Here is a 24,069-nt window from a genome sequence, read left to right on the forward strand (position 1 = left end):
ACGGGTCTTATTTTGGGTTATTTGGCTCCCAAACACGCAAAAACCTTCAAATAAGACCTCCACGGTTCGTTAGAATTATCCGACGCTGTTTTCGAGCAAATAAGACCTGTACAGTTCGTTAGAGCATTCCGCGTGCTTAATTATTCCAAGTCATCGCGGATGTCAGTGTTTGCCCCGCCACAAAAACACAAAAAAACGGAGCAGTGATAAAACCTGCTCCGTCACCAAACCTTATAGATCCAGTTCCTTCTCAATCTTGCGACGCTTGCCTGTCAATTCATAAATGACCGGCACTACAATCAGTGTAAGCAGCGTCGACGTGGTCAAACCGCCGATTACGGTAATCGCAAGTCCGCCTGAGATCAAGCTTGTTGTCGATTCCGAAAGAGCTAGCGGCACTAGCGCCAGGATCGTTGCGCATGCCGTCATCAGAATCGGTCTCAGCCTTGTCTTAGAAGCTTCAACCAGCGCTTCGCGAAGCGGAATGCCATCCTTGCGGTTCTTCTCTACGCGATCGAGCAATACGACTGCGTTCGTGACTACGATACCTACGAGCATCAGCATCCCGATCATCGAGCTCATCGATAGCGATTGGCCGGTGATCAGAAGCGCTCCTAAGGAGCCAACCGGTACGAATAGCAGCGAGGAGAGAATGATAAGCGGCGTAAGCAAGCCGCCGAAGGTCATGCTCATGACCAGGAACACAAGTCCAATTGCTGCTGCCATTGCAATACCGATGCTTTGGAAGCCGCTGTTGATCATATCCTGGCCACCGCCGATTTTCATTTCCACATTGCTTGGCAGGGACAAGCTGTCGATATCGTCCGTAATTGTTTTCGTTACAGCTGCCGTCTTGTTGGCATCCTTCACGTTACCCGTTACTTTCGCGGACATTTTGCCATCTTCATGGTTGATCGCAATCGGAGCGATCGATTCGTTCAGCTCAACGAGATCCTTCAGCTGCTTCATGCCGCCTACTGTCGGAATCGTAATCGCTTCGAGCTGTGCCTTGGATGTAATTTGCTGTGCATAGGACATCGTAATATCCCAGTTCTTGCTATCAAGCACGTAACTGCCTACATCTGTCGGACGCAGCTGCTCGTTTACAGCACCCATGATTTGGAACGCCGACACGTTCAAATCCTTCGCTGTTTGGTTAAGCGAGATGACCCATTTAGGCGTTGTGTCCTTCAGGTTGTTCGAAATATCCTTCATATCTGTATTAGCGGTCATGAGCTTCTCAACTTGCTGCGAAGCTGTCGTGAGTGCCGCCATATCTTCGGAATACAAGCTTACCTCCACGCTGGTACCTGTCGGCGGGCCGTTCTGCTCGCCTTCTTTGACATTAACCGTAGCGTCCGGTACTTCTTTAGCCAGCATCGCTTTCAAGTCCTTGCCGACATCATCGATCATAGTGTCCATCGATGTTCCTTCTGCGAATTGAACGGTGAATGCAGCTCTGTTCGCAGTGGAGCCGATTTGGATGAACGGATTATCCGCTCCGCCAATGGAGGCTTGGTAATTATCGACGCCCTTCAGATCCTTCAGGTAGCCTTCTACTTTCTCGGCTGCCTCATTCGTTTGCTCAATCGTGCTTTGCGTCGGCAGTTTCAATTCGATACCGATCGAAGGTACGGAACCGGCCGGCAAGAACGCTACGCCAAGCAACGGAATTGTACCGAATGAACCAATCAAAATCACAATGGATAAGACTAATACCCAGACTTTGCGTTTGAGCGCGCCGCGAATCAGTTTCTCGTAGAAGTCCATGAACTTGCCGCCTTCTTTATGCGGCTTGATGTGGTTGAAGAATTTCGCGCCCAGTACCGGAATCAGCATCATCGCAACCAGCAAGGAGCTGACAATCGAGATAACAACCGAAATGGCGAATGGACGGAAGAACTCGCCGATGATACCTGTGACAAAAGCGAGCGGTAAGAACACGACTACAGTTGCAATTGTGGAGGAACCGACAGCGCCGATAACTTCCTTGGTCGCTTTGTAGGCAAGCTCCTTGCCATTCATGTCGCGTCCTTTCTCTTGACGCCATCTGTAAATGTTCTCAATGACGACGATACTGTCATCCACAATCCGGCCGATCGATACCGCGATACCGCCGAGCGTCATAATGTTGAGGGTATACCCCATTTCGTTCATCAAAGCAATCGTTGCGAAGATCGAAATCGGCAGCGAGATGATCGAAATCAGGGTTGCCCGTATATTGCGTAAAAACAGGAATATAATGATGACACAAAACAGCGCACCGAACAGTCCTTCGCGAATTAGCGAGGAAACCGACTTCTTGATTTCAGCGCCTTGGTCTTGGATCAGGTGAATATCAAGGTTGGCTTTCGTCTTATAGGTTTCCAGCACATCTTTCACATCATCGGATACTTCTGCCGTATTGGCATCCTGCGTCTTCACGATTTGTACGACGAAGCTGGCTTGGCCGTCAAAACGAGTAATTTCGTTCTGGGTTGAAACTGTAGTGATCTTAGCAACATCCGACAGCTTAACCTTCGCCGCAGCTGCTTGTCCGCCTGCTCCGGGCGCTCCGGCAGCACCTCCGCCAAGACCCGCTCCAGGGCTCAGTTCAAGATCATTGATTTGTTGAAGCTTCGTTAGTTTGCCCACAAGGCGAATCGGAATCGACGTGCTGTCTTGACTTACCGAACCAAGCGGAAGCGCATAGTCCAGCTGCTGGATCGCCGTTTGGATCGTATTAAGCGAAATGCCGTGCTGCGCGGCTTTATCTTTATCGACTTCGATGCGAAGCTCTTGGGATACGACACCCTTCAGCTCAACTGCGCTTACGCCGGTAACCTTCTTCAGCTTCGGCACCACTTGCTCTTCAAGCACTTTCTGCAAAGCAGCCGGGTCTGTATCCTTCGACGAGAAGATTGCGGCTTCATAGATTGGCGCCGCGTTTATATTCAGGCGCTGTATCGTTACTTTGGCTTTCTCGGGTGTTTGAAGCTTAGCGACTGCCGCCTCAATATCCTTTACTTTATCGTCCATGTTCGTTCCGAACGGATACTGCAGAATGACGCTTGCGGAATTCTCGGAAGTGGTGCTCGTTAAAGCATCATAGCCTTTAAGCCCCTGCAAGCTTTCTTCGACCGGTTTCGTAACCTCGGACTCGATTTCTTCCGTAGAAGCGCCGGGGTAGACGACTTGTACGAATACGGCCGGGAATTCCACGTCCGGGAAGGTTTGCTGCTTGATCTGGGTAGCGGAGAAGAAGCCAAACCCCAGCACCATCAAGCAGAGAATAACGACTGCTACACTGTTCTTTAGACTGAATCGACTTAACCAACTCATGAATGTTATCTCTCCTCTTTCTCTATCTAGAGGTCAGTATACAGGAGAAGTTTGAACTGAATATGTACTGGACGTTACAAATTACGAGCCTGATTCTCAGCATAAAGCGGAAGCCGCACCATAAATACCGTTTCTACGCCCGGTACGCTCGTGACCGTAATTTCGCCATGATGCAGATCGACAATTCGTTTCACAATGGAAAGTCCCAGTCCATTTCCTTTCACGGCATAATCCCTTGATTTATCCACTTTGTAAAATGGGGTGAAAATATGCTGCTCCTCCTCCGGCGGTATTCCTTTTCCGTGGTCTCGTACCGTAATTACAGCCATCTCGCCGACTTGTTGCAGCGTGATCCCAATGCAGCCATTATGCTGTGAAAACTTGATGCTGTTGCTAATCAAATTATGCCACACCTGATCCAAACTATCCTCGTCCCCGTGGATGGTCAAATCTTCAAGTTCCAGCTCGAATTCAATCCCACGAACGCTCCACTGCGGCTCGCTGGCAATGATAATGCGGCGGATTTGCTCGTCCAGCCGATAATAGGTGGGATGTACCGGACCCTGATCCTGCTGAAGGACGGATAGCTTCAGCAAATTCGCGCTCAGCCTCGCGAGGCGCTGGCTCTCCTCTTCGATAATGGTCAAATAATGCTGACGACCGGCCTCATCCATCGGTTTCGTACGGAGTGCTTTCGAGAACCCGGTAATGGACGTAAGCGGCGACTGAAATTCATGCGCTACATTGTTTACAAAATCGGACCGCATCTGATCCAGCATCCGGAGCGACTTCGCCATCTCATTGAAGCTGGCAGTCAGAACGCCGATCTCATCCTTCCGTTTCGTTTGGAGCTTGATGCCGAAATCGCCTTGTGCCATCCTTTTGGTCGCTCGGGTCAATCGCTGTACCGGTTTTACGATGAATTGCGAGGCCAGCAGAATAAGCAAGCTGCCAACTACGAGGACGCCGCAGAGTACGGTCAAGAGCACGCTGCGAAACACATTGAGCAGGTTGCCGACTTCCGGCGAAATAAACAGCGCATACGGCTTGTTGCCAAACTCAAACGGAAGGCCGACGACAATATGATCCGGTCCATGGCGATCGCCTTGATACTCCTTCACCAGACCTCTGTAGATACCGCCATTAATAACGGGCTTGTACTGCTCAGGTGTTATCGGCATCTTCTCGCTTATGCCAACCTCGCTGCTGTATTTAACCGTTGCGCCATGCTGATCGATGACTTTGACTCTGAAGCCGGGCAGCATGATATTGCTTTTCAAATTTTCCAAATTAGCAGTAACCCCGGCCTCCGGCGACTTCTGAATCATCTCGATGACGCGTTTGCCGTTAGCAATGATTTGATCCTCGGCCAAGGATTTAATGTTATTGCTGTACAGCCAGGTAGCAAGAAAGAAGGCGAACGTCAGGCTGAGAATGACCACGGCAATAAATATCATAACCGTCCGGACATACAGCGACTTAATCATGCGGCACCTCTAGCCTGTAGCCGAGTCCGCGAAGTGTCACAATTCGGAACGCGGTTTCATATTCTGCAAAGCGTTCCCTTAAACGTTTGATATGTACATCCACCGTCCGCTCATCACCCTCATATTCGAAGCCCCATATCTGCTCAATCAACGTTGCCCGCGTAAACAATTGACCCGGATGGCTCGCCAATTTGTACAGCAGCTCAAATTCTTTAAGCGGAATGGTGACAGCCGTGTCCGTGTCTTTATAAATGACCTGGTAGCCGATCCGATCCATCACGATACTGCCGATCGCCACCATCTGTGAAGAAGTAATGCGGTAACGCTTGAGCAGCGCTTTAACGCGGACCACAAGCTCCATTGGATCAAAAGGTTTCGTCAAATAATCGTCGGTGCCTAGCTGGAACCCTTTAATTTTCTCCTCGGATTCTCCCTTGGCAGTTATCATGAGAATAGGCATATCGCCTGACTCCCGCAGCTTCCTGCACAATTCGTAGCCATCCATGCGCGGCATCATAATGTCCATAATGACCATGTCAACGGCGTTTTCATTGACATAGAGCCATGCTTCTTCGCCATTGGCGAATTCCAGAATATCAAAACCCTCGTCGCTTAAATAAAGTCTGACCAATTCCCGGATATGTACATCATCATCGACTAGAGCAATTTTGACCATAAATGAACCGCCTCACGTTTTTGTATGCTTTTGGTGCTTGCATCCGCAATCACAATATCTTATTATTACAAGATTGCTAGAAGAGTTGCTAGAGTGCCTTCATGCTTTTTTTTCAGGGGAGGATCCAATGAAACGTTTTTTACCGTTGATCAGCATGCTAATCTTTCCGATAATGGGCTGGCTGTACGCTTTAACGAATCGGCCGGGCGCCCAAGTCTACAGCTTGGTGACTGATCTGGACCGAGCGATTCCGCTCGTCAAAATTTTCGTGCTGCCCTATTCCGTATGGATTTTTTATATTTATTTGTGTTTGGTGTATTTCTTCATTAAGGACCCAGCCGTATACAGACGTTCGCTCATTACCTATGTGGTTTGCGCACTGATCTGCTATGGGATCTATATGGTCTTCCAAACGACCGTACCGCGGCCTGCGTTGGTCGGGAACGATCCGTTTACCCGCCTGCTGGGTTATGTGTATGGGCGAGATGAGCCGTTCAACTGCTTCCCGAGCATTCATTGCTTCTCCAGTTATATGGTGATGAAAGCACTATACACCAGCCGCTTCCGTAACCGCATCAACCAGACATTGATTTACGGCATGTCTTCGATTATTATTCTCTCGACCTTCTTTATCAAACAGCATGTCATCTTCGATGCTTTCGCCGGCATTATTCTCGCCGATGTCGTTTACCGACTAGTGGCTCTAATCGAACGCTCCGCTGCGGTTCGCAAGCCGAAACCAATGACGCAGCGCGCAAATATGTAATAGAGAGCAAAAAGCTGCACCCCATCGTCCAATGACGCCGGGGTGCAGCTTTTTAATTATCGCATGCTAATCGTCGCAAGTTTAGTGACCCATCATCATAGCCGGATCAACCTGTTCAGCACCGGCCATTTCTTTCTGCGGCTTCGGTTTGCGGAGAATAAGGCTGAACACAACACCGAAGAGCGCCAGACCAAACGACAGCATAAACGTATCGCTGTAGGCGTTAACTGCAGCATCGATCGGATTGCCGTTCGCACCTAGATTAGCGATATGATCGGCGGCGCGTGTCGTCATATAGCCCGTCAGACCCGCAACCGCGAACGATGTGACGACTTGTTGCGCTGCCGTCGTGAGCGGAGTAACACGGGAAACGAGATGACGCGGTGCGGAGTTGAGCACATGCGTGTTCAGTGACATCATCGATAAGCCCATGCCCGAGCCGATCATGAATAGCGGGATAATGATCATGATTAGCTGCGTCTCGGCGTTGATGTTATGAAGAAGGAACAACGCTCCGGAAACGAGTGAAAGACCGATCAGTGCAAGCGGACGTGCACCGATTTTATCAAACAAACGTCCGCCGATCGGCATAAAGAGCATCGAACCGATCGCTTGCGGAAGCATAATAACGCCTGTTTCGAGCGGTGAATAATGACGAATATTTTGCAGGAATACCGGCATTAGAATCATGGCGCCGAACAGTGCGATTTGAACGATCCACACGAGCAGTGTGCCGCGTGTAAAGTCCGAAGAGCGGAATACGCGCAATTCGAGAAGCGGTTGTTTGTGACGAAGCTCCACGATGATGAACAAGAGCAAGGCAACGCCGCCGACGATCAAACCGGTTAACGTATTGTCTGCCGTCCAGCTTGTGCGGCCGCCTTCACTTACGCCGTAAGCAAGCGATGCAAACGCGATTGGCGCTAGAATCATCCCAATGATGTCCAGTGCAGGCGCTTTGTTTTGCGCGAAATTCGGAAGATATTTGATCCCGACAATCATACCGACAATACCGATTGGCAGGTTAATCAAGAAAATCCAGTGCCATGAGACCGCTTCGATCAACCAGCCCGACAAAATCGGTCCAAGTGCAGGCGCAAGCAGCATCGGGATCCCAAGCATCCCCATAACGGCGCCGCGTTTCTCCTGCGGTGCGAGACGGAAAATGATTGCCATACCGATCGGCATCACCATACCGCCGCCGAGCCCTTGAATGACACGGAACGCGATAAGCTGTTCAACGGTTTGCGCAGCTCCGCAAAGCACGGAACCAATCGTAAATAACGCAATGGTAATCAAGAATATGCGTTTAGAGCCAAATTTATCGGTCATCCAGCCGGCGAGGGGTATAACAGCTGACAGGGCAAGCGTATAGCCTGTGAATGTCCACTGAACCGTGTTAATCGTAGCGTCGAATTCGGTCTGGAATTTCGCCAGCGCTACGTTGACGACGGTGCTGTCCAGAATAACCATGATCATTCCGACGATTACAGCCATTAACGGTGCGATGATGGTCTTGATTGAAAACGCTTCGGATGATGACGTTGTTGCAGTTGGTGATGACATCTCTCTACCTTCTCTCCATAAAATCCTTATTATCTATACTGTGACCGACCGTTTTTATTGAAAACCGATAAGTCACGATATATAATATTCTCAACACTGGACAGTCACTTGTCAATCTTTTTCTGAAAAGAGGAACGCCTTTGAGCTTACTTAGAGATAAAATCATCGGATCTGCGATGCGGATTTTTGCGCAGAAAGGTTTTGCTGCGACTTCCATTCAAGATATTGCGAACGATTGCGGTATAGCAAAGGGATCGCTATATAAATTTTTTGCTTCCAAGGAGGATTTGCTCGTTGAGGTGTATCGTCACCATATCCAGCAGATGTTAGATCAGGTAGATCGCATCAAAGCAGATCCCCTACTCTCACCCAAAGCACGTTTTGTGCAAGAAACGTTGAACCAATTCGCTTATTTCAAGGAATTTAAATCCAGTATAAAAGACTTTTATGAACTGCCGATTAACGATGCCGGCGTTTTTTCAAAATTTCTGCAGCAGGTTCGGTCGCAAATGTTCACTTATTTGGAAGAAAGCCTTGTCCATGCTTACGGCCCGGGCATCGAAACGTATAAATGGGATCTCATTGCGCTCTACATCGGCATTATCAAGCAATATATGGTGATGACCGAGTTAATAAACAGTCCGTTCGATTATGAACGAATGGCGTCGTTCGTAGTGGATCGCATGGATGAAATGGCTGCGGGTATGGCTCAATCGAAGGATGCTCCGATTCTGGAGGCTGCTGCCATGACTCAATTTGTAGCATGCGGTATCAAGGGGTGTTTTGTCCCTGCGGAGGAACAGCTGGGCGAAGGAATCACAAGGCTGCTCGCCGCCATTCAAGAACTCCAGGCGACTAACGCCAGAAAGACGGAGCTGTACGAAGCGGCCGTGCTTCTACAAGAAGAAGCTGACGCGGACAAGCCCCGAATGGTGCTTGTCCGCGCGCTAATCGGTCTATTACATGCTCAGCATGAATTAACGGCCATTCTAGGGCAAATGGAGAAGCTGTTTGAATTGAAATCTGCTAGTACTGATTCGTCAAACTAACGAGGTTGCGCATCGGTTCTGCCCCGCTCCGCAAATAAACGCCTAGATTATGAACGAGGATATCAACTGCACGGTCCGTGTAATAGATCGAATTGCCGGAGTTATGCGGAGTCAATATCACATTGTCCAGCTCCCAGAGCGGATGCGAGGCTGGCAGCGGCTCCTGCTCGAACACATCGAGCCCAGCCCCGGCAATGACACCGGATTGCAGCGCCTCCACCATATCTTCGGTTACAACCGTCTGTCCGCGGCCAATATTAACGAAGAAAGCGGACGGCTTCATCTGTTTAAACTTTGCAAGGTCGAACAAATGGCGGGTATCCTTCGTAATCGGCAGCGTAACCACCACATAATCGCTCTCCTGCAGCAAGGTATCCAGTCCCTCAGCACCGTACATTTGATCAACATAGGGCGATGACTTGCCGGAATTCCGTAGGCCCAGTACGCGCATGTTAAACACTTGTGCGAGCCTAGCAAGCTCCTCGCCAATCGCGCCTACTCCGACGATCCCAAGCACCTTGCCATGGATTTCGCCTAAGCCGCCGAGCCAGTCCCATTTCTTCTCCACCTGATTACGCATCGTCAAATGCAGCTTGCGCGTGAAGCTAAGCATCATGCCGAGCACGGTCTCCGATATCCCGTTCGCATGAACGCCGCTAGCATTGGTTAGCGTTATTCCATGCGCCGCAAATGCTTCGAAAGGCATCTGCTCGACGCCTGCGCCCCAAGCCTGCACCCAGCGCAGCGGAGTGCCCGGCCGCAGCGCGCTAGCCGCTGCTTGATCATCCCAGCCGGCTATAATTTCAGCCTCGGCCAAATGCGCAGCCATGCCCTGTTCATCGGCATCGCCGCCAAAAACCAGCTCAAACCCGCGCGCAGCCTCACGAATTCGTTCTCTGTGCTTCGCTTCCAAATCGTACACGCATACAAGCTTCCTCTTCATCCTTCAGCCACTCTCCTTCAGGTCGACATCTAAATCATAAAGAAGAAGCCCATACCAGCCCAATTGGACGGTACGGGCTTCTGCCGCATTCCCTGCTTTACAGTTTAACTTCAGAACCTGTACGAGCGGATTCATAGATCGCGGACAATATTTTGATCATATCCACGCCTTGATCGATCGTAAAGATTGGTTTCTCGCGGCCTTGAATGACATCAACGAAGTGATACAGGTTCGCACCGTGTCCACCGTTGTCTTCGCCTACGTGAGGAACCATATCGGTCACAACGCCTTGGTCTTCACCGAAGATACCAAGCTTGCCGTTGCTGAATTTGAAGCCGGCTTTCGTACCGCGAAGCTCAACGAAGTTCTCTTCTTGCTCGATGTTCGAAGCCCAGCTGAACTCGATTTGAAGCGATGCGCCGTTGTCGAAACGAATAAAGCCGATTGCCAAATCCTCAACGTCGAATGTACCTTCGCCTTCGGATTTTGAACCGAATTTGCTGTGCTCGGAGCCAGCGATATCTTCTGCATCCGCGAATTTCGTGTAAGTTGCACCTGTAACGGATACGGGCTTCGGATTGCCCATGAACCAGATCGACAAGTCGATGAAGTGAACGCCCAGATCGATCAACGGACCGCCGCCGGACAATTCTTTCGTCGTGAACCAGCCGCCTTTACCCGGAATACCGCGGCGACGAGTCCAACCACAGCGACCCGCATAAGCTTCGCCCAGGTTGCCTTGGTCGATCCAACGTTTGATGTACTGGGAAGCCGGACGGAAACGGTTGTTACGCATAACCATCAGCGTCTTGCCGCTTTTCTCCGAAGCTGCCTTCATGCGGAGCGCTTCTTCCGGGCTAACGGCGTCCGGCTTTTCGCAGAATACATGTTTGCCAGCTTCAAGAGCGGCAACAGCGATTTCGGAGTGGAACAGGTTTGGTGTGCAAATATCGATAATATCGACGTCTGCAAGAGCAATAACGTCACGGTAGTCGCTGAATGCTTGCGGAATGCCGTGCTGCTCTGCTGCTGCTTTGGCTTTCTCAAGATCAATATCGCAAATGGCTACAATTTCAAGCTCGGGGTGGTTTTTCAAAGGCTCGGAGTGCGCCCATTGGAAAATACCGCCCGCACCGATTACGCCTACTTTAAGTTTCTTCGTCATGATTAACATCCTCTCAAGATGAAATGAACAGGCTCCGGCCGAGCGGCCGGAGCGCTGCCAAGTTGATTCATTAGTTCAATTTCTTCAAGAAGCCCTCACGCAGCTTGTAATATTTCATCCAAGCATCGGTTTGTTTCTTAATACCGTCGGCAATATCGCTTTCCGCCAGTACGTCTGTATATTCTTTATACGTTTTGTCGAAATCAGCAACCGGACTAGTGATCGCTTTAACAATCAGGTTGTCGAGCTCGTCATTATGAGGAGCGATCAGGTTGTTGTTCAGATCGTTTGTAACGGTGTCGTACTCTGCACGGGCTTGCTGCGTTGCTTCGTCAACAGGAAGCTCCGCATATAGCGACATGTTCTTCATGTTGTGCTGCTGCCAAGCTGTGTTTACCAAAGTAGCTTGATCGTAGTTGCTTACGCTGAATGGATAAACGATTTGCGGCGAGTATACAAAGCCCATTTCGTCCGCCATTGCAAGGCCGTAAACTTCAGGGTTCGTCATTGTGTTGTCTTGACCTTGAATACCGTAGTACCAGCCATCGCCTGTTTCATCTTGCTTGCCAAGCAGCTTGTACTCTTCGACCTTCTTGAATTCCGGTTTGTAACGGCGTTCCATACCTTCGCCTGTGTACATGTCCGGAGTTCCCCATGAACGCAGATCAGCTGCTTCCAAGGAGTTATTCCAGTCGATCCAGTTCAATACTTGCGGAATCATATCGTCCGTAACCTTTTTCGGGTTAATGGCTTTGGAGTTCCATTTTGTCGTCAACGGGAAGTACTGATTAGCCGCATCTTGATTGCTTGGGTCAAGCTCGGTTGCAAAGATTGGATAGAATCTCCAATCATAGTTTTTGCCTTCTTTTTTCACTTTTTCTTGGTTAGCTGCAATAGGAGCCCACATATTAACGACGGCGTACTCACCATTGATAACTTTCGCATCGCGCTGTTCGTTCTTTTGAATGTAGAATTCCTTGCCGAACAAACCGTCTTTGAAGCCTTTGTTCATAAACGAAATGTACGATTTCCATTCCGGCGTCAGCTCATAATCCGAGTACAGGTTTTTGGACTCGTTGATTACCAGCGGATAAGCTTGGCTCATATTCAAGCCGGTAGCCGTGAACAAGGACCATTGAAGCGCGCCTCTTGTGTTATCCAATTGAAGGTGACCAGGCGTAATGGTTTTGCCGTTTTCTTGAATGTTCAACGCTTTTACTTTTTCCAAGTAAGCATACAAGTCATCCAAATTTTTGATCGGGATATCCATGATTTGCTCCAGCGACAATTTACCTTTGTTGGCAACCGCCAGCTTCTTCAAATCAGCTGCGCTCATGGCGTTCGGGAAGATTTTTTTCAAAATATCATCGCGCATCCATACGCCGTAACCGCCGTTGCCCAGACGGGAATCGCCGTAAGGCGTTTTGCGGTATTCTTCTTTCAGCAACGGGCTTGGCAGCGAAGGAATCGCCCATAGCTTACCGTCAGTCGGATCTACGCTTGCTTTGTACCATTGTTCCATCGTAACGCCCAGCTCAGATAAACGCGCAGCTGTAAGCGGCATATACTTCGTCATTTCATCAAGCGTGATTTCGCGAACCATGCCTGCTTTCTTGAGCATTTCCATGTTGTCGGCATCGTCTGCGATACCGTTCTGGTTTGCGATTACCGCTGGAACCGTGTCAGCAAGAATTTGCATTTGCAGCCAGCTTTTATAGTCGGTGCCTGCCGGAATTTCAACGAAATCAGGAATAACTTTTGTCTTCTCGCGCCAGATTGGCGTTAGTTTGTCTTCAACGGGCTTACGTGGGTTTGTCGGCAATTGGCTAAGAACTTCCAAATGCATTTCCTTGAAATTAGCCGGATCAACCGGTGCGCCTGCGTTTGTGCCCGTATTGTTCGGTGCGTTGTTTTCGTTCTTGGAGCTGCCGCAGCCAGCCAGAGAAACAGCCAGTAGAACAGCAAACATAATCATGACTACCTTTTTCATAATACCGTAAAGCCTCCCTTTGATGTTGTTTGATTAACTATGGAAAAGCAGCGGCCTAATTAAGCCTTAACTGCTCCAGTTAACATCCCTTTAACAAAATACTTCTGGAAGAACGGGTAAACGAATAGCAGCGGGAATGTGACCACGACCATTACCGTCATTTTGATAACCTCAGGCGTTGGAACCGTGTTATTGCGCTGAGCCAGGAGTCTACGTGCAGCAGCCCCCGAAGTCTTCGTGAAATCGATCATCGTATTGGCCTCAGCGCGGTTGATGATTTCATACAATACGAACTGCAGCGTACTCAAGCTGCGGTCCGTCACATAAATCAAGTTTGTGTAGTAATCCAGCCAGTTGCCTACAACAGCGAAGAAGGCAAATGCGGCAATGACCGGCATACAAAGCGGGAAAATAATTTGCACGAAGATGCGGACATAACCGGCACCATCGATGAAAGCCGATTCCTGCAGCTCTGCCGGAAGGTCTTCAATGTGCGTACGCATGATGATCATGCTGAAGAATCCAAACGCACCCGGGAGAACGTAAACCAAGAAATTGTTGACCAGATCCAGCTTCGAAATAACCACATAGTTGGAAATGATCGTGCCGCCGATAAACATCGGAATCATAAAGAAGAAAAGAATGGTCTTACGACCCGGCAAGAACCGCTTCGAAAGCGCGAAGGCAGCCAGCATCGTGACGATTACCGACAGAACAGGTCCGATGATACAGCGCAGCGTCGTTACGATAAACGCAGAGTGAAGACGATCATACTGAAACACAAAGGCATAGTTCTCTAGCGTAAATACGCGAGGGAAGAACCAGATCGGGCCTGCAGCCGCGTCAGCTCCTGTATTGAAGGACATCACCAAGATATACCAGAACGGATATATCGCGGTTACCGCCCAGACCAACATGAGTAGGATGTTGAATAAATCGAATGTGCGTTCACCTGTTGTTCGTTTAATTCTGTTCGCTTTCATAGCTTCCGGTAACCCCTTCCTTTATATGATACCTACGTTACTGAGGCGCTTCGTCGTGTAGTTTGTAGCCATAATCAGAATAAAGGAGATTACGCCTTGGAATAACCCAACCGCGGCAGAGTACGAATACTGTCCGCTTACAAGACCTTGATAGTACGTATAAACGCCGATGGTGTCCGTATCCAGACGAATCATTTTATTTTGCAAGTTGAACACTTGGTCGAAGTTTGTTGCAAGCAATCCGCTAAGCGAGAAGATCAGAAGGATACACATCGTCGGAATCAAACCCGGAAGCGTGATGTACATCAAACGCTGCCAGCGGCTCGCGCCGTCCACTTGTGCTGCTTCGTATTGCTGCGGATCGATACTTGTTAGCGCGGCAAGATACAAGATTGTGCCCCAGCCTGTTTCTTTCCACACTTCGGAGATAACGAGAACCGGAAGGAAGTTCTTCGCATCCTGCATGAACGAAATACGCTCAGCAGCCGGATCAATCAGTTGGCGCAGGTTATTGATAATCCCCGTAGCATCGACAGTCAGGAACATGTAGAACAAACCGGCAACCGTTACCCATGACACGAAATGCGGAATATAGGAAGTGGTTTGAACAATACGTTTGAAACGTTCGCCGCGAAGCTCATTGAGGAGCAGCGCGAAAATTAACGGAGCCGGGAATGTCGCGATCATCATCGTCACGCTGTACAGCAGCGTACGGCCGATCAGCGTATAAAATTTATGATCCGTCAAGAACTTGGAGAAGTTGTCAAACCCGACAAATTCGCTGCCGAAGCCGAACCAGCCTTTGTTGAAATCATAATCCAAGAACGCGATGTAGTTGGAGAACATGGGCAAGTACGAGAAAATGAAAGTTAATACCATCGCAGGAACCAAGAACAGATACAGAATCTTTATGTTCTGCGTTTGCAGCCCACTGCGTTTTTTGGGCCTCACGTTTTGTTTGCTTGTTGACATAGCCATCGGTAAATCCTCCTATTTCAGTTGCGTATTAACCACACCTATTATGTCCCAAACCCGTAGGTCTGACCGACTGCCGAAACGACAATTTCCATCGAAACGATTCGATGAATTTATTTGATAAAACGATCCAAATGAACCGCTTTCACAACATAAAAAGGAATTTTGATCGATATTTAACTTCGATTTACAAAAGGTGACAATTTTCGCAGTTACGTTGTCGAAACGTTTCACAAAACCCATATTAGCACATTGTTCTCGATGGGAAAAGGCTTTCAACATAAAATTTATGACTTTTTCCATGCAAAATTGTCACGAAGTTGCTATTGAATCCTGATTTCGGTGAAACGTTTCGACAATAAATAAGCAAAAACCCCGTTTTCACGGGGTTTTTGCTTACTTCCTCCCTTTAGCCCCCTTAACAGGAGCTTAATGAATGAGACTACTTGAAAGAAATGGTAAGTTGGTCATCCACCTTGGCATGCTTGCGCGAGACAACCAGCTTCACGCCTGCCTGTTCTTCAACCGAATACGCTGCGCTCGGTTCGATTTCGCGCGCGGTTTCAATTGCAATGACATCTTCTGCCTGTGTCAGGCGGAACGATATCGCTTGCTCCGACACCGCTGTAATTTCAGCGGTGGAATAGGCAATTCGCACATCGCCAAAGGTCATGTTAATCGGCAGCATAAAGCCGTCTTTGCTGGCAATATGAATGCTGCGGCCGCCAAACAGCGTCTCTCCGCGGCCCGTCAGATGAAGCTCCTTACCGAAGCCATCCAGATTAAGTACATGCACGAAACGTTCGCCATCGCTGTTAATCGTCGACGTGGTGAAGACGCCTAGGTAGCGATTGTCATGCGTCAATCCAGCCTCAGCACCCAAACGTTCAAGCGCTGTCTTGAACAAGGATACATCGCCGCTGTAAGCTGTCGCGATAACAATGGCGCGGCCTCTGCCAGCCTTTGCCTCAACGCCGCAAACAAATCCGCTTTCATACAACCGCAGGATAACTTCGTTTTGGCCTGGCGACAGGCGCTGAGCAAAATGCGTATGCACCTCAGGGCGGCCCGCCGCCCAGCCTTCCGCGATGATGGACGGCCAGGAATGCGGCCCGTTCTGTATGAACCCTTCAACTTGGATGCCCATTGCGTCGCTAAGAATCGTGCAAGGCTTGCCTTCCATGTCAAACTGCGGTACCTCTCCGTACAGCAGCATCCTGCCGCCGATATTCAGATAGTCCGCAATCTTCCGCTGAATATCCGCGCTCAAGTAACGCGCGCAAGGCAATGCAAGGACCGGCGTAACTGCCGGATCAAGCGGTTTATTCTGAATATCAACGGAAGTGAATCGATAGCCTGCCAGCAGCATGCCGCGGGCCATGATTTCCCAACCGCCGTACGCGCGGTTCGCTTCGATGTTCTTCAGAATCTCATTCATCTTCTCGCTCTTCGGATAGCGATATTCCGTCATGTAGTAGTCGGGAATGAATGCGAAAGCTACTCCGTCGTGCTCTTCGTTCATCACAGCCAGCTTATCCTTCACGGCCATCATCGTTTTGATCGCGCGCCGCATCCGCGGATAGGTGTAGTTCAGTTCCCCTTCCGGGCTAACCGGAGCCGCGAAGCCATGGCGTTCGCCGGTGAAAGCAACACGGTCATTGCCGTCGCCGAGCTTCTCATCCATCCGATAATTGATACCGCCGGTCATCAGATAATAGTTGATCATCCGATTTCCTTGGGCAATACACATCCGGGTCTTGAAGTCAGCAGCGGACACATCGTAGCGACCGCCGAAATTATTGCCATAGTTCCCGTCGCCGCATTCAAATTCCAGCGAAGTGAGCGGCTGATCCGGCAGATGCACAGCATCCATGAAACCGTTAATCAAGTATAAGTCTTGGAAATTACTCATCGTCAGATCGCCGAAATAGATATCGGAGCCGGACAAATAACCCGGCGCCTGCGTATACGCCTCATACAATTGGCTGATTCCGATGGGGTACGTGAACCCGCGGCCGCCGCCGGTGCCGTGAATATTCACGAAGAACGGCACGTCTCGAACGCCGAACTCTTCCGCATATTCGCGAAGCACTGCAATATAACGAGCAAAACGGTTTCGCATATAGTAGCCCAAATCATGCAGAAGCTCAGCAGCATAGCTTTCCTTCGGCGAACGAATCGCGGTCAAGCGAGCATTCATATCCGTTTCATGCAGATCGAACGGATAACGCTCTTGCAGTTTGTCCGCTTCATACGTTCGGCTAAGCCATTCCGTGAAGTCGCCTACGACATGCTCCGTCAAATCCGGGCAGTTGCTTACCCACGACAGCATGCCAATCTCATTATCAAGCTGAACGCCGATAATGCTCCCGCCTTGTCCGTGCAGGCGAGGCGCTACAACAGCCATAACGGCCGCGTACCAGCTGCGAGCTGCCGCTAAGAACCCCGGTGCCAGATAGTCGAGCGTGCGCGTCGTCGCCGCAGCTCCATCCCAGCCATATGGGATGACTTCCGGATGCTTCTCATACACCCAGAACGGAATGCCTTCATTTTTCATTTCCGCCATAATGAACGGACCCGGACGAACGAAGAAATAGAGCCCATTCGCTTCACAAAGATCAATAAATCCGCCAAGATCGAGCTCTGGGCGTGTATGCCCATCAAGATCAAATTGTCCTTCGAGCGGTTCATGACATAGCCATGGGACATAAGAGGCAACTGCGTTGCAGCCAGCAGCTTTCAGTTTATCAATCCGATCCTGCCATTCACTGCGAGCAAGGCGATAATAATGAACCTCTCCGCACATAATAAGCTCAGGTTTTCCATCAATTACAATTTGTTTATTTATAATTTCAATCATGGGGATACGATTCTCCTGACTCTGACTGTGTAAAGTTAACGTGTAAAGTTTAAGGTTTCGTTTATAGGTTCAGTGCGGTCGATTGGGACGCCGCGATAACTTCCTCGGCTGTCACTTCCCGCTCCAACTGGTCGGATAAGTAGATCCCTTCACTGACCAGAATGGTTTGCAGCGCGATCTCTGCCGTTGGCAGCAGCTCTACTCGGCCTTGCAATGCCGCAATCCAGTGCTCCTGCGACGAATCATAGGCATCTGTATTCTCCCGAAGCTGATGCCAGCGGTAATTGGCGTAACCAAGATCAAAGGTCGCGTCCATATCCATATCGCTTAATTGCGTATGGTAGCTGAATGGTGTTTTGCCTTGACTGGTATGTCCGGGAAGCCGCACGCCGCCGATATTGCCGACAATGCTGCTTCCTTCGAAGCCGTTCAGATGAATAGCCCATGCTTCGATAATGTCCAGCGTCAATCCGCCTTCGAACCGGACGAACCCGACGCCGAGCTCTTCCACATCGAAGCCGCTTATCGCCCTTCGCGTCTCATCCATCGCCACTTCCTGATACGTCTTGCCGGTAATGGTCTTCACCTTCGGCAGATCCATCAAGTAGAGCAGCTGCGAGATGCGGTAAACGCCCATATCGAACAAAGCGCCGCCGGAAGCCGTGGCTTTGCGATTAAATTCCTTCGTCGCATACCCGTCTACGAAAGGACGCCCGCGTCTGCGGTGGCCGGTCGAGCGGGCATGATAGAGCTTGCCCAGCTTCCCCTCCTCAATCAGCATCTTCGCCGCAATCGTCTCGATGAGATAGAGAAAGCTTAGCTGCACATGCAGCATGCGGCCGGCTTGCTTGGCAGCATCGATCATGCGTTTGCCGTCCGCGTAAGAGCCCGCAATCGGCTTCTCGCAATACACATGCTTGCCTGCTTCAAGCGCGGCGATTGTAATAGGTGCATGGAGGTTGTTGTGCAAACACACATCAACCGCATCCAGATCATCGCGCGCAATCAGCGCTCGGAAATCAGTGTAGGTATTCGGAACGCCGAACTGCTCGGCTATCTTCTTCAGCTGCGTTTCATTGGTGTCGCAGAGCGCCACTACTTCAGCACCCTCGATTTTCGCATATCGCTCCAAATGTTCCTTGCCGATCAGCCCCGCGCCAATAATACCGATTCTGATTGTCTTCGCGCTCACGCTTCAAGCACCTCCGTTTGTTTGGCTTGCATCAAAGCCCAGGTGTTGCGCGCTGCCGCGAATTGCCACGCCACTTGAGCGTATTCATTCTTCGACGAGTGGTGCTCGATGCCAAGATGCCCTTGGTAGCCAGCCTCCTGCAAAATCGTAATCTTCTCTTCACAAGCCGGTATGACCCATGCCGCCAGATGCGTATGGAAGGCATACTTCGCGCAGAGGCGATCGCCGTTCTCCTTGTCCACATCCCAATTCTCAAAGTGCAGCAGAATGCCGAAATTCGGATGATCGACGGCCTCATACACTTTGCGAATGTTCGCCGGCACTCTGGATGAACCCCAATGGTTCTCCGGTCCAACCATGAAGCCGTGCTCCGCTGCAAAGGCTGCATATTCCTTATACCGCATGACGGTATATTCAAACTGCTCCTCCGTCATTTCACGCTCCCGACCGCCCATATCAATCCGAACCGTCTTAGCGCCGAGAATGACTGCAGCACGCAAATTCTTGAGTCCGTTCTGATAGAACTGTTCGCGCTTAACCGGGTCTGCATCCCAGACCTCAGCCGCATCCACGCAAAGGTTGGCTACATACATTTCCTTCTCATCCAGCGCTTCTCTCAGTTTCCGCAAATAATCCTCGTCGTAGCTCTCAAACATCATGTTCCAAATATCAGCGCAATTCAGGTGAAACCGGTATTTTACCGTTTCGAAATAGCCAAAGAGGTCGATCTTGCCTTCGCTGTGTAAACCGTGAAACGAATAAGACGGAATGGAATATTTCATATGCCTGCCAGCCTCCAAATCGCGTTCTATGAGTGCTGCTTCTCACGAATTTCACATTTCATCAAGCCTTCTTGGACAAAGCGGTTTTTCATAAAATAGTGCCAAACCAGCCCGCTTCTGTAATTCTCAATCATGAGCAGCGTAATTCCCTTATCGATGCCGATGACATCGTCCGCGAACCACGCCGGCGTCACATCTAAGTTGTAGCTGTCCTTGAAGCCATATTGGCCCCATAGCTGCGGGTAGTTCTCATAATAATTCCGCATGGCGCTGATCACTTCCTGCGGCATAAACGGAAGAGATCCTGCTGCCCCCGCAGGCGGTACCGTGCCATCCGGCACATGCTGATCGTTCGCACTGTCACGGCCGGAAGGCGCCACACCGTATCGACCGCTGTAGCCGTTTGGTCCGTCACATGCCGTAAGCCCCCAAGCATCAGGGCCGAAAGTGCTGAATGTCGCTTCGTTCGCGATGCAATAATCCCGGTTGACTCTAGTAGCTACAACGGAGTTCTCCCACCAATCGACTTGATCGCGGTCTACCTTATTCCGAAGATCAAACCAGGCATGAGAGAATTGGAAGGCAAACAGCGAACCCAGCCATGTGTAAATAAAAGGCGGATTACTGCCATACGTCCCGTATTGGCGGCCAAAATCATAGAACATGCTAGGATCGACCGGATGCGTAGGTGAGGCGGCAGCAAGGAAGTACATCATGAACTGTTCGGCATACAGATCCCATCTGCCGAAGAATCCGCGTTCCGGGGCATACCCCATATAGAACTGGTTCGTTTCAGGGTCCCGATACCAGTTCCAATCAATGCGCTCATAGAGCTTCTGCGCTTTCTCCCGCACATCGCAGCCAAAATATTCGCCGGCAGCAATAGCACCGCAAAGGGCGATAGCCGTATCGATGACGGAAACCTCGCAGTCGCGATAGCGCTTGCCGGTTGTCATATCAAGGAAATGATAGAAGAACCCATTCACCTGCTCCGCATTCTCCAGCAAGGTGTTCAGCGTTCCCACTGCCCGTTCATAGCCTTGGCTGCGGGAAATCCACTCGCGCTCCACGCCAATCAGGAGTGCGGTTAATCCAAATCCGACAGAAGCAACGCTGCACATCGAGGCATCACCCGGCGCACGGTCGACGATTAGGCCGTATCCCGGGCTCTCTTTATCGCTGTTCGCTTCTTCCCAGAAGAAGTAGAAGCTGCGTTTGCTTTCCAGCTCCAACAATTGTTCATCCGTTAATTTCACTTTGTTAGCCTCCTAATAAAAAAAGAATCCTTGATGCGGCAGATGTACGGGACCGCCCTCATTCGATCGAGAGCAATCCCTGAACATCAATCACGCATTCCCTTACAGTTTAACTTCTGATCCTGTACGGGCGGATTCATAGATAGCAGATAAAATTTTGATCATATCCACGCCTTGGTCGATGGTAAAGATCGGGTTCTCCCGTCCTTGCACAACATCCACAAAATGGTACAGGTTCTCGCCATGTCCGCCTGTGTCTTCGCCTAGGTGTGGAACAGTGTCAGTTACAGTGCCATTGGATTCGCCGAAGAGACCAAGCTTGCCGTTACTGAATCGGAATCCGGCTTTCGTACCGCGAAGCTCTACGAAATTCTCTTCTTGTTCGATGTTGGAAGCCCAGCTGAACTCGATTTGGAGCGATGCGCCGTTGTCGAAGCGGATAAATCCGATCGCAAGGTCCTCCACATCGAAGATCCCTTGACCTTCCGATTTCTCACCGAACTTGCTGTGCTCGGAGCCTGCAATATCGTCCGCGTCCGCGAACTTCGTGTAGGTTGCGCCTGTTACCGATACCGGCTTCGGATTGCCCATGAACCAGATCGACAAGTCGATGAAGTGAACGCCAAGGTCGATCAACGGGCCGCCGCCTGACAGCTCCTTCGTCGTAAACCAGCCGCCCTTGCCGGGAATACCGCGGCGGCGAGTCCAACCGCAGCGGCCTGCATAAGCTTCGCCGAGGTTGCCTTGTTCAATCCACTGCTTGATGAACTTCGACGCCGGACGGAAGCGATTGTTGCGCATAACCATGAGCACTTTGCCGCTTTTCTCCGCCGCTTGCTGCATCTTGATGGCTTCTGCCGGATTAACGGCATCCGGCTTCTCGCAGAAGACATGTTTGCCCGCTTCAAGCGCTGCAACGGCGATTTCGGAGTGGAACAGGTTAGGCGTGCAAATATCGATAATATCGACTTCGTCCATCTTGAGCACATCGCGATAATCGCTGAACGCTTGCGGAATGCCATGCTGCTCGGCTGCAGCTTGTGCTTTAGCCAGGTCGATATCCACGATGGCGACGATTTCAAGCTCTTCATGTTTCTTCAGCGGAGCGGAGTGCGCCCATTGGAATATCCCACCTGCGCCAATTACAGCAACCTTTAACTTCTTCGTCATCGTAAACACCCTCTCTAACCGTCTGTGATCCTATTGCATTACTCGCCGGTAATCCCTGTTTTATCTACTACTTCTACGAATCGTCTCTGAGCGAACATATAAAGGATTAGCAGCGGCAGTACGATTAGCAGCGTGCCTGCCATCCGGATCGACTCATTGATATTTTTCGTCTGACCGCCGCCCACTGCCGCTCCGCCTCCGTATAGCTTCGTAAACGAGTCGTTGAAGGTCTTCAATTGCAGCGGAAGCGTCGTCATGCTGTCACCCAAATAAAGGGAGGTCAAATACGTTTCATTCCAATGCCATACCGTCGAGAAGAGCAATACTACGACGATAGCCGGTGTCGAGATTGGCAGGATCACCGTGAAGAAGGTTCGGATAAAGCCCGCTCCATCCATCTGCGCCGCTTCTTCGAGCGATGCGGGGATCGTCCGGAAAAACTGCGTATAAATCAAGATGAAGAGGACGCCCTTAATCCCTTGCGCGAAGATCGTCGGAACGATGAACGGCAGCGATGAGCCGAGCATGTGATACTCATTGAACATCAGGTAGAGCGGAATCATAACGACCTGGGACGGAACGATGAACGTAATCATCATCAGGCCAAGCACGATCGATTTGCCCGGGAAACGGAATTTCGCAATGCCGTATCCAACAACTGCGCAGGAAACGGTTTGTCCGATCGCCGGAAGCACGGAGTTCAAGACCGAATTCCAGAACGTATCCATATAATCGAGTACATGCCAAGCCTGCGAGAAGTTCTCTAGGTACAGCTTCTGTGGAAGCCATAACACCGTCGGGTCCAGCAAGTCCGATAAACTCTTAAAGCTTTGCGAGACAAGATAGAGAATCGGATACAAATAAACGAATCCGATACTAATGAGCAGCGCATAGACCAGCAATTTGAATACAATTCCGTCGTTGCCCTGTCTCCCCATCAGAATACGTTTGCCGCGATTGTAAGCACCAAGCAGAAAAGCTTTCTGCAACTTCATTCTTCGTTCCATTAAGCTCTCCTCCTCTTCGGTCTCACATTCACGTCATCGTTATTTCGGAACATCAGCAGAATTAACAGCAAGAAGACAAATATGACACCGAAGTAAATCCAGGCGATTGCGGTCGCGTAACCGAAGCCTGTGGTCAGGTTGAACATATTCTCTTTGATTAACTCGATGACATCGCTGAACGAGTTCGTGAACAAATCAACCGTCGTGTAAATCAAATTAACGGCGATAAACGGCTTAATGGCAGGCAGCGTTACTTTCCAGAAACTTACCCATGGCGATGCGCCATCGATTGCAGCCGCTTCATATACTTGCTTATTGACCTTCTGCAAGCCTGCAAGGAAGATCAAAATTTGTACGCCGGAGAACCACAGAATCAAGATGAGCTGTTGAATCAGGCTGATGATCGGCGACGACCATGCCGGGCTCAAATTGTCTTTAATAATCTCGATGATGCCGTACTTCTCAACGAGCGGAATCGCCGTTGCCCCTTGGCTGAACAGCTCATTGACAACCTCGCCGCTCGTAATAACGACCGGTAAGAAGAAAATCGCTCTGAACAGCCCCTTCATTCGAATCGGCTGGTTAATAAGCAAGGCTACGAGCATCGAGAACACGATAATAATCGGGATCATACCTACGGCTGATTTAACAAACAGCAGCAGCTTCTCTACAAATTCCGGATCGGACAAGAACGCATATTTGTAGTTTTCCCCTTTGGTATATTCAGTCACGATGCCATCCGCACTGATGGTGACCTTGTGTAAGCTCAAATATACCGAGTAATAAATCGGATAGGCCATAAACAGGATGAAGCCGATTATCCAAGGCGACACCAGTGCATAACCGGTGAGCGCCTCTCTCATTTTTTTGGTCACTTTCAA

Annotated in this window: 18 protein-coding genes; 2 read left to right on the forward strand and 16 right to left on the reverse strand. The window is 50.0% G+C overall.

What is annotated here, in order from left to right; all coding sequences use genetic code 11:
• Positions 1 to 231: 231 nt before the first annotated feature.
• From AC6ESO_RS12850 to AC6ESO_RS12860, 3 genes are all read right to left on the reverse strand, one after another.
• Complete coding sequence (locus AC6ESO_RS12850; RefSeq protein WP_497091677.1) at positions 232 to 3,321, reverse strand: efflux RND transporter permease subunit; 3,090 nt, start codon at positions 3,319 to 3,321, stop codon at positions 232 to 234.
• 74 nt (positions 3,322 to 3,395) lie between these two features.
• Positions 3,396 to 4,808 (reverse strand): ATP-binding protein, encoded by a 1,413-nt coding sequence (locus AC6ESO_RS12855; protein WP_497091678.1) that lies wholly within the window; start codon positions 4,806 to 4,808, stop codon positions 3,396 to 3,398.
• On the reverse strand, positions 4,801 to 5,484 hold the full coding sequence (locus tag AC6ESO_RS12860) for a response regulator transcription factor (RefSeq protein ID WP_497091679.1): 684 nt from the start codon (positions 5,482 to 5,484) through the stop codon (positions 4,801 to 4,803). Before AC6ESO_RS12860 ends, AC6ESO_RS12855 begins: the two co-directional genes overlap by 8 nt.
• A gap of 127 nt (positions 5,485 to 5,611) precedes the next feature.
• Here AC6ESO_RS12860 and AC6ESO_RS12865 point away from each other — a divergent pair, with 127 nt between their 5' ends.
• Positions 5,612 to 6,250 carry a phosphatase PAP2 family protein gene (locus tag AC6ESO_RS12865; RefSeq protein ID WP_497091680.1) on the forward strand — a complete coding sequence of 213 codons (639 nt, stop codon included), beginning with the start codon at positions 5,612 to 5,614 and terminating at the stop codon, positions 6,248 to 6,250.
• An 81-nt stretch (positions 6,251 to 6,331) separates the two neighbouring features.
• Here AC6ESO_RS12865 and AC6ESO_RS12870 read toward each other — a convergent pair whose 3' ends face one another.
• Positions 6,332 to 7,816, reverse strand: coding sequence for a DHA2 family efflux MFS transporter permease subunit (locus tag AC6ESO_RS12870; protein ID WP_497091681.1), 1,485 nt, complete (start codon positions 7,814 to 7,816; stop codon positions 6,332 to 6,334).
• A gap of 140 nt (positions 7,817 to 7,956) precedes the next feature.
• Here AC6ESO_RS12870 and AC6ESO_RS12875 point away from each other — a divergent pair, with 140 nt between their 5' ends.
• Positions 7,957 to 8,865, forward strand: coding sequence for a TetR/AcrR family transcriptional regulator (locus tag AC6ESO_RS12875; RefSeq protein WP_497091682.1), 909 nt, complete (start codon positions 7,957 to 7,959; stop codon positions 8,863 to 8,865).
• Here the strand turns inward: AC6ESO_RS12875 and AC6ESO_RS12880 are convergent.
• The 12 genes from AC6ESO_RS12880 to AC6ESO_RS12935 form a co-directional block, all read right to left on the reverse strand.
• Entirely contained in the window at positions 8,843 to 9,808 is a 966-nt protein-coding gene (locus tag AC6ESO_RS12880; protein ID WP_497091683.1) for a D-2-hydroxyacid dehydrogenase, read from the reverse strand. The two genes, AC6ESO_RS12875 and AC6ESO_RS12880, sit on opposite strands and share 23 nt — an antisense overlap.
• 97 nt (positions 9,809 to 9,905) lie before the next feature.
• Positions 9,906 to 10,973, reverse strand: a complete 1,068-nt coding sequence (locus tag AC6ESO_RS12885; protein ID WP_497091684.1) for a Gfo/Idh/MocA family protein — start codon at positions 10,971 to 10,973, stop codon at positions 9,906 to 9,908.
• Between the two features lie 70 nt (positions 10,974 to 11,043).
• Positions 11,044 to 12,963, reverse strand: a complete 1,920-nt coding sequence (locus tag AC6ESO_RS12890) for a type 2 periplasmic-binding domain-containing protein (RefSeq protein WP_494820440.1) — start codon at positions 12,961 to 12,963, stop codon at positions 11,044 to 11,046.
• A gap of 59 nt (positions 12,964 to 13,022) precedes the next feature.
• Positions 13,023 to 13,946, reverse strand: coding sequence for a carbohydrate ABC transporter permease (locus AC6ESO_RS12895; RefSeq protein ID WP_497091685.1), 924 nt, complete (start codon positions 13,944 to 13,946; stop codon positions 13,023 to 13,025).
• Between the two features lie 21 nt (positions 13,947 to 13,967).
• Positions 13,968 to 14,924 (reverse strand): ABC transporter permease subunit, encoded by a 957-nt coding sequence (locus AC6ESO_RS12900; protein WP_494820442.1) that lies wholly within the window; start codon positions 14,922 to 14,924, stop codon positions 13,968 to 13,970.
• Positions 14,925 to 15,363: 439 nt separating this feature from the next.
• On the reverse strand, positions 15,364 to 17,781 hold the full coding sequence (locus AC6ESO_RS12905) for a beta-galactosidase (protein WP_497091686.1): 2,418 nt from the start codon (positions 17,779 to 17,781) through the stop codon (positions 15,364 to 15,366).
• Positions 17,782 to 17,842: 61 nt separating this feature from the next.
• Positions 17,843 to 18,973 (reverse strand): Gfo/Idh/MocA family protein, encoded by a 1,131-nt coding sequence (locus AC6ESO_RS12910; protein WP_497091687.1) that lies wholly within the window; start codon positions 18,971 to 18,973, stop codon positions 17,843 to 17,845.
• A complete protein-coding gene (locus AC6ESO_RS12915) occupies positions 18,970 to 19,755 on the reverse strand; it encodes a sugar phosphate isomerase/epimerase family protein (RefSeq protein ID WP_497091688.1) in 786 nt (261 codons plus the stop codon). The genes AC6ESO_RS12910 and AC6ESO_RS12915 overlap by 4 nt, the downstream gene beginning before the upstream one ends.
• 26 nt (positions 19,756 to 19,781) lie before the next feature.
• The gene (locus AC6ESO_RS12920) at positions 19,782 to 21,011 is read right to left on the reverse strand and encodes a glucoamylase family protein (protein WP_497091689.1); all 1,230 of its coding nucleotides are present in this window, start codon (positions 21,009 to 21,011) and stop codon (positions 19,782 to 19,784) included.
• A gap of 102 nt (positions 21,012 to 21,113) precedes the next feature.
• A complete protein-coding gene (locus AC6ESO_RS12925; RefSeq protein ID WP_497091690.1) occupies positions 21,114 to 22,181 on the reverse strand; it encodes a Gfo/Idh/MocA family protein in 1,068 nt (355 codons plus the stop codon).
• Between the two features lie 38 nt (positions 22,182 to 22,219).
• Positions 22,220 to 23,188, reverse strand: a complete 969-nt coding sequence (locus AC6ESO_RS12930) for a carbohydrate ABC transporter permease (RefSeq protein ID WP_497091691.1) — start codon at positions 23,186 to 23,188, stop codon at positions 22,220 to 22,222.
• Positions 23,188 to 24,063, reverse strand: a complete 876-nt coding sequence (locus tag AC6ESO_RS12935) for a carbohydrate ABC transporter permease (protein ID WP_497092136.1) — start codon at positions 24,061 to 24,063, stop codon at positions 23,188 to 23,190. The genes AC6ESO_RS12930 and AC6ESO_RS12935 overlap by 1 nt, the downstream gene beginning before the upstream one ends.
• Positions 24,064 to 24,069: the final 6 nt, after the last annotated feature.

Source organism: Paenibacillus rhizoryzae, assembly GCF_059686995.1.